The organism is Micromonospora phytophila (genome assembly GCF_023656545.1).
Taxonomy (GTDB): domain Bacteria; phylum Actinomycetota; class Actinomycetes; order Mycobacteriales; family Micromonosporaceae; genus Micromonospora; species Micromonospora phytophila.
Genome location: NZ_JAMOKF010000307.1, coordinates 1 through 6711, shown reverse-complemented (window position 1 = coordinate 6711; position 6711 = coordinate 1). Strand labels below are relative to the sequence as shown.

Annotated in this window: 6 protein-coding genes and 2 pseudogenes; 3 read left to right on the top strand and 5 right to left on the bottom strand. The window is 74.3% G+C overall.

The annotated features are described in order from the left end of the window. Both NCC78_RS25630 and NCC78_RS25625 read right to left on the bottom strand, forming a co-directional pair. A pseudogene (locus NCC78_RS25630) lies at positions 1 to 263 on the bottom strand (HAD family hydrolase); the annotation flags it as partial. Positions 264 to 329: 66 nt separating this feature from the next. Continuing rightward, the gene (locus NCC78_RS25625; RefSeq protein ID WP_250797645.1) at positions 330 to 959 is read right to left on the bottom strand and encodes a TetR/AcrR family transcriptional regulator; all 630 of its coding nucleotides are present in this window, start codon (positions 957 to 959) and stop codon (positions 330 to 332) included. A gap of 82 nt (positions 960 to 1041) precedes the next feature. On the opposite strand from NCC78_RS25625, the gene NCC78_RS25620 reads away from it, so the two are divergent. The 3 genes and pseudogenes from NCC78_RS25620 to NCC78_RS25610 all read left to right on the top strand — a co-directional run bounded on the left by NCC78_RS25620 (position 1042) and on the right by NCC78_RS25610 (position 3452). Continuing rightward, positions 1042 to 1182, top strand: coding sequence for a carbohydrate-binding protein (locus NCC78_RS25620; protein WP_250797644.1), 141 nt, complete (start codon positions 1042 to 1044; stop codon positions 1180 to 1182). Positions 1183 to 1193: 11 nt separating this feature from the next. After that, positions 1194 to 2889 (top strand): annotated as a pseudogene (locus NCC78_RS25615) (ThuA domain-containing protein). Positions 2890 to 3233: 344 nt separating this feature from the next. Further along, positions 3234 to 3452, top strand: coding sequence for a hypothetical protein (locus NCC78_RS25610; protein WP_250797643.1), 219 nt, complete (start codon positions 3234 to 3236; stop codon positions 3450 to 3452). Between the two features lie 8 nt (positions 3453 to 3460). Here the strand turns inward: NCC78_RS25610 and NCC78_RS25605 are convergent, their stop codons facing one another. The 3 genes from NCC78_RS25605 to NCC78_RS25595 form a co-directional block, all read right to left on the bottom strand. Beyond that, positions 3461 to 4345: an ABC transporter substrate-binding protein gene (locus NCC78_RS25605; protein WP_250797642.1), complete on the bottom strand. Its 885-nt coding sequence runs from the start codon at positions 4343 to 4345 to the stop codon at positions 3461 to 3463. Positions 4346 to 4402: 57 nt separating this feature from the next. Next, positions 4403 to 4918, bottom strand: a complete 516-nt coding sequence (locus NCC78_RS25600) for a 2'-5' RNA ligase family protein (protein WP_250797640.1) — start codon at positions 4916 to 4918, stop codon at positions 4403 to 4405. Between the two features lie 726 nt (positions 4919 to 5644). Next, positions 5645 to 6622: a glycoside hydrolase family 88 protein gene (locus NCC78_RS25595; RefSeq protein ID WP_250797646.1), complete on the bottom strand. Its 978-nt coding sequence runs from the start codon at positions 6620 to 6622 to the stop codon at positions 5645 to 5647. Positions 6623 to 6711: the final 89 nt, after the last annotated feature.

Below are 6711 nucleotides of genomic sequence, written 5' to 3'. Positions count from 1 at the left end.
GGCCAGGCGTGGGTCACGAAGTCGGCCCACACCTGGCCGTGGCTCAGCTCCACGGGATGCTCGCCGGTGCCCACGTCGTCACGCCACCGCGTGTAGGCGCGGGTACCGGCGGCCAGGTCGCGGGCGATCTGCTCGGCGGGGACCGCGCTGTCGACCACGTCGGACAGCCGGCTCACCAGGGCCGGTGGCGCCGCCGGTTGCGGTGGGGCGTCCGCGAGGACGCCACCGAAGTCCCACAGGAGCGCGCGAGGAGAGGGAAGCATGCCCGCATCCTCCCGCACGGGCAGGCCGGGAGAGCCGCTGACGGAACAGCTGGCCGGCGCGGGGCGTCAGGAGCTGACGGCGGGCCGGAGCCCGTCGGGGTACGCGGTCGCGGTGAAGGCGCGCAGGGCGATCTCGGCGGACCGCTCCAGGTCGGCGCGCGGCACCCCGGCGGCGGCGTGGACGGCGTGCCCCTCCGTGACGACCATGACGAAGCGGGCCAGGGCGGTCGGATCGACGTCGCCGGGCAGGTCGTGTTCCTCGACCGCCCGGGCGAAGCGCTCCGCGAGCGTCCGCTCACCGGCCAGCCGGCTGGCCGCGAGGAACTCGGACACGGCGGCGCTGTCGGTGCCGCATGCGGTGCCGCCCTGGACGGAGAGGCAACCGGCCGGCCGGTCGTCGCGGGTCAGCGCCACCACGTTGGCCCGGAGCAGGGTCGCGGCGACCTCGTAGGCGGTGGGTCGGTCGAGCGCGTCGCGCGCGTACGCCATCTCCACCTGCGCGTAACGGCCCACCGCCATGCGGAAGAGGTTCTCCTTGTTGCCGTACGCGGCGTAGAGGCTCGGCTTGTTGATGCCCATCGCGGCGGTCAGCTCGGTGAGGGAGGCGCCCTCGTAGCCGTGCCGCCAGAAGACCTCCATCGCCCGGTCCAGGGCCTGTTCGGCGTCGAACGATCGCGGTCTGCCCGGCTGGGGCATGTGGCCCACCTCCTCCGGGGTCAAAGGTTACCCGCCTCTGCAACCGATCGGTACAGAAATTTGGCGGCACGGACCGGGGCGGGTGCCGGTCACGGGCGGCTGGGACACCTTCCAGACCGTCTCCACCACGCTCACCGGCTCCGCCTCCGGGCCGCTCTTCCTGGTCTACACCGGATCCGGGACCGGCCACCTCTTCGACGTCGACTCGTTCACGCTGTCCTGAAGGGACCTGTCATGACCGTCTCCAGAGCACGCCGCCTGGTCGCCGCGGTGGCCGCCGCGCTGCTGGCCGGCACCCTCCTCCCGGCGCCGCCCGCGCTGGCCGCCGACCCGGCCTACCAGGTGCTGGTCTTCTCCAAGACCGCCGGCTTCCGGCACGACTCCATCCCCGTCGGCATCCAGACCGTCCGCGACCTGGGCGCCGCCAACAACTTCACCGTCACCGCCACCGAGGACGCCACCGCCTTCACCGCCACCAACCTCGCCCGGTTCCGGGCCGTGGTCTTCCTCAACACCACCGGCGACGTCCTGGACGCCGCGCAGCAGAGCGCCTTCGAGGCGTACGTCAACGGCGGCGGCTACGTGGGCGTCCACTCCGCCGCCGACACCGAGTACAACTGGCCCTGGTACGGCCAGCTCGTCGGCGCCTGGTTCGCCTCACACCCGGCGATCCAGCAGGCCCGCGTCCGGGTCGAGGACCGGGCGCACGCGGCCACCGCCCACCTGCCGCAGACCTGGACGCGCACCGACGAGTGGTACAACTACCGCACCAACCCGCGCTCCTCCGCGCGGGTGCTGGCCAGCCTCGACGAGTCCAGCTACTCCGGCGGAAGCATGGGCGACAACCCGACCGCCTGGTGCCACCCGCAGTCCGCGGGCCGGGCCTTCTACACCGGGGGCGGGCACACCAGGCGTCCTACGCCGACGCGGCCTTCCGCACGCACCTGCTCGGCGGCATCCGGTACGCGGCCAGCTGGGCGAAGGCCGACTGCCGCCCGGAGAACGGGTACACCACCCTCTACAACGGCGCCACGACCGGCTGGTCGCAAGCCGGGCCGGGCGGCTTCACCAACACCGACGCCACGCTCAGCTCCTTCGGCGGCCTGGGCACCTTCTGGTACTCGGCGAAGGAGTTCCGGTCGTACTCGCTGAAGCTGGACTGGCGGCTCGCCGGGGACGACAACTCCGGCGTGCTGATCGGCTACCCGGCCTCCTCGTCGCCCTGGTCGGGCACGGCGAACGGCTACGAGATCCAACTCGACGCCACCGACGTGCCCGAGCGCACCACCGGCGCGATCTACGCGGCCAAGGCCCCCGACGTCGCCGCCCGGGACGGCGCGCTCAACCCGCCGGGCAGCTGGAACAGCTACGAGATCCTGGTGCAGGGGGAGCGGGTGCAGGTGTTCCTCAAGGCGTACGGGTCAACGACTTCACCAACACCGACCCGACGCGCAGCCTGCAACAGGGACACATCGGCATCCAGAACCACGGCACCGGCGACGACGTGTCGTTCCGCAACATCCGGATCCGCGAGCTGACAACGGCCTCGCTCACCGTGGAGGGGGAGTCGTACACCTCGTCGGCGGGCGTGCAGATCGCCAACCACACCCCGGCCAGTGGCGGGCGGACGCTCGGCTACATCAACAACGGCGACTGGGCCGGCTACGCGCAGGTCGGCACCGCCGGGCGGACCGGCTTCTCCGCCCGGGTCTCGTCCGCTGGCGCGGGCGGGACCATCCAGGTCCGGTCCGGGTCGGCGACCGGCCCACTGCTCGGCTCGGTGGCCGTGCCGAACACCGGCGGATGGGAGACCTTCCAGACGGTGAGCACCAGCCTGACCGGGACCGGAACCGGGCCGCTGCACCTGGTTTTCACCGGCGGCAGCGGTTCCCTCTTCGACGTCGACACCCTGACCGTGACCGGCGGGTGAGCTCTCCGGGGCCGGCGGTTGCCTCGGCGCCGCCGGTCCCGGCCCTCCCGGCCGTCCGGCTCGACGTCACCCGGTGCGGTCCCGCCCTCAACGCCGTCGCGTTCCTGGTTCCGGACGAAACGGACGGACGAGGACGTCCGCCGCTCGGCCGCCGGCCCCGACGACGGTGGTGGTGGGTGCGCGAGGTCGCCGTCGTCCGGCCCGCTGGCCGGCTGACCCGGCCCTCCGCACCCGGCGACGTACGCCCGTCCGGGCCCCGATACCCGGCACCACGTGCCGGTACGCGGCACCGCCGGGCCGCTCCGCTGTACCGCTTCGCGGGAGACTGCTATACCGTCGGGCTTGTGATTGTCGAGGAACACTGGTGGAACGGGGACGCGACCACGCGTGGCCGCCGTGACGTGTACATCCGCAGGTCCGGAGAGCAGTGGGAGGTGCTGGCGCAGATCGGAGGCGCGCAGGGCCGCTCCACGGTTCAGGAATGCCCCAGTCGCAGTGCCGCGGTCATCCTCGCCAGCGCCTGGCGCGGCAGCAGCTCGTCCTGGCGTGAGCTCGTGCGCTGACCGCGCGCTCAGCCCACCTGGGCCACCGCGCCGGCGGACGGCGCCGGCACGGTGCCCGGGTGCAGCACCGCGGCGATCGCCTCGACGCCGTCGACCAACCGGGGCCCCGCCCGCACCACCAGCGCGTCCGCGTCGACGGCCCAGACCGGGGTGCCGGGGAACTCCCGGGTGACCGCCTCAGCCTGGGCGGCGGCGCCGTCGAGCCGGAAGCCGCATGGAGTGACCAGCACCACATCGGGCGCCGCGTCGCGGAACACCTGCCAGCCGGTCTGCACCGACCGGGCCCCCGGCCGGGCGGCGACCGGCTCCCCGCCGGCCGCGGTGACCAGGTCGGGGATCCAGTGTCCGGCGGTGAACGGCGGGTCCACCCACTCCACCACGGCGACCCGGGGGCGCGGCCGGCCGGCGACCGCCGCCGCCACCGCCGCTAGCCGGGCCCGCAGGCCCGCGACCAGGGCCTCCGCCCGATCCGGTACGCCCGCCCGCTCGCCCACCGCGAGGATCGTCCCGAGCACCTCCTGAAGGGTGTACGGGTCCAACGACAGCACGTCGGCCCGGCAACCCAGGTGGTCCAGCGCCTCGGCGACGTGCCCCGAGGGCAGCGCGCAGACCCGGCACAGGTCCTGGGTCAGGATCAGATCCGGATCGAGGTCGGCCAGCGCGTCGGCGTGCAGCGTGTAGAGGTCGGCGCCGGCGGCGAGCTGCGCCCGGACGTACTCGTCGATGTCGCCGGGGCTCATGCCGCGGGTGTCGCGACCGCCCACCACCACCCTGGTGCGGGCCCGGTCCGCCGCCGGGACGTCGCATTCGAACGTCACCCCGACCAGCTCCGGGCCGAGCCCGAGGGCGTGGACGATGTCGGTCGCGGACGGCAGCAGGGACACCAGGCGCATGCGCCCATCCTGCCCGTACGGTCGAGGGCGGGCCGGACGGGACCGCCCGAGAGTGCGTCAGGGCAGCGGGTGAGAGATGCCGCGGGCGTGGTCGGTGAGGGCCGCGGCGACCACGGTGGCCTCCAGCGGCAGCACCTCCAGGCAGCGGCGCACGGCGGCGGCCATCAGCACGTTCGGCACCCGCATCGACAGCGTGCAGTGCGGCACCCACCGTCCCGGCTGGTAGTGCTCGACCAGCGTGATCCCGGCGGCGGCCAGCCGCGCGTGCACCTGGCGGTGGTGCTCAAGAAGCTCGGCGGTGGGTGCGGGGCCGAGCCAGAGCACCCGGCCGACGAACTGCCCGGCGTGCTCGAAGGTCAGCCGCAGCGGCGCGGCCACGGTCAGGCCCGCCAGGGCCACGGCGACCCGCTCCGGATCGAACCGGGGCGCCACGGCGAGCGATACGTGCGGGCGGTGCCGCTGTTCCAGCAGCGAGCGCATGCTCTGCACGCCCTCGGACTCCAGCGCGTCCCAGAGCACCCGGATCCGCCGGGTGGCGTCGGTGTCCAGGTAGAGCTCCAGCGCCGCGACCACATGATCACTGTAGGGGCGGCTCCGGCAGCTCCCGCCGGCGGTGCCCCCGGGAGCTCCCGCCCGGCGGTGCCCCCGCGGTGCCGCCCGGCGGTGCCCCCGACCGTGGTCACGGCACGATGACTGCCGAGTCCTTCCTGCCCGTCCCGCATCTTCCGGCACCCGGGGCGTTCACTTCCTGTCTGTCCGGTCTGCACAGGGCGAACGGTCATTGGGCGGGGCCAGCCTGCCCATCACACTTTCGGTCACGGTGCTGAGGCGAAGGCGGGGCCACTCAGGGTCACGGCCGAGGCTGCGCCATGAGACGCCGATCGTCCCCTTTGCTCTGCACCCGTGGGCGCACCACCCCGCCGGCCTGCGTGAACTTTCGACCCTTGCGAACGGGTGACCGAGACGGCAGTCACTGTGCGTGCCCGGTGCCTCCGCGGGTGCAGAGCAAAGGGGCGGTCGGAGGGTGGCGGGGCCTTCGGGTGGGTCACTCCCCGTGGTGGCGGTGGAAGCGGTCCAGGCCGCGCCCGATGCCGGTCACGGTGCCGGGTCACTGACCGCATGCACGCCTGACCCCACGAGGCCTCACGCGCCGGCCACACTGTCCTCGGCGGCGTCCTCCCCGGCCGGCCCGGTCGGGTCGGCGTCGCCGTGCCGGTCGGGCGTCACTCCGTGCGGGTGGGGGCGTCACTCCGTGCGGGCAAAGTCACTTCCTGTGGGAAGTCACTCTCTGCGGCGAAGTCACCCCGTTCCCGCCGTCGTCGGGGCCGAGGCGGTTCCGGCCGTCCCGCCGTCGGGTTCTGAACTCACCTCGGGTCCCCAACTCATCAGGGCGGCGTGGGCGAGGAGGTGAAATGCCTGCGCCTCGGCGGAGGTGCCGGGGCGGGCGAAGTCGGGCGCGCCGCTCACCCCGGTGACCAGCCCTCGCGCGTCGACCCGCCGATCCGCGGCGGCGACCAGCTCCCGGCCGACTTCGGCGTACGACTCGGGCAGCCAGCCGTCGGCGGCGCCGGTGAGGACGGCGTACGCGAGCATCTGCGCCACGTTGGCCTCGCGGAAGGCGCCCGGGTCGTCCAGCACGTCCGGGAAGAGCCCGTCGGCGCCCCGGCACGCCAGGCAGGCGTCGATCACGTCCCGGGCGTGCCCGGCCAGCTCGTCGCGGACGCCGGGCGGCCAGCGAGTGCCCAGCCGCAGCGCCCGGGCGACCCCCGTGACCACCCAACCGTTTCCGGTGGCCCAGTGCTCCGGGCGCACCAGCCGCCCCTCGTCACAGTCCCAGCGGGCGGCGTAAAGGCCGGAACGCTCGTCGAAGAGGCGGCGGCGGTGGCCGGCCACCTGGGCGGCGGCCAGCTCCTCCCGGCCGGTCAGGGCGAGCAGCGGCACCACCATGTGCACCGTGTCGGCCCAGACCTGCCGGCTGCCGAGCAGGTGGAACAGGGTGCCGTCGGCGGCCCGGGGCGCTCGGACCACCAGCCAGTCGAGCTGCGCGTCGAGCGCGGCGGCGTAGCGCGGGTCGCCCGTGACGGCCGCGGCGTGCCGGACCGCCTCACCGCAGGCCGCCCCGTTGACCGCGCCGTCCTCGCCGGAGACGTCGCCGAGCCGCCCGTCCGGATGCTGCCGGGTCACTGCGGCGTCGGCCAGCAGCACCGCCAGCTCGTCGAGGCCGAGGTCGAGCAGCGCCTGCGCGGCCACCCCCTGCTCCCAAGACTGCCGCTGCATCGCCAGCAGCGCCGCCAGCACCCGCCTCCCGGTCGGGTCGTCGCCGTACCCCCGCATCGTCGCCTCCTCGCGGTCGTCCCGGCGGATGT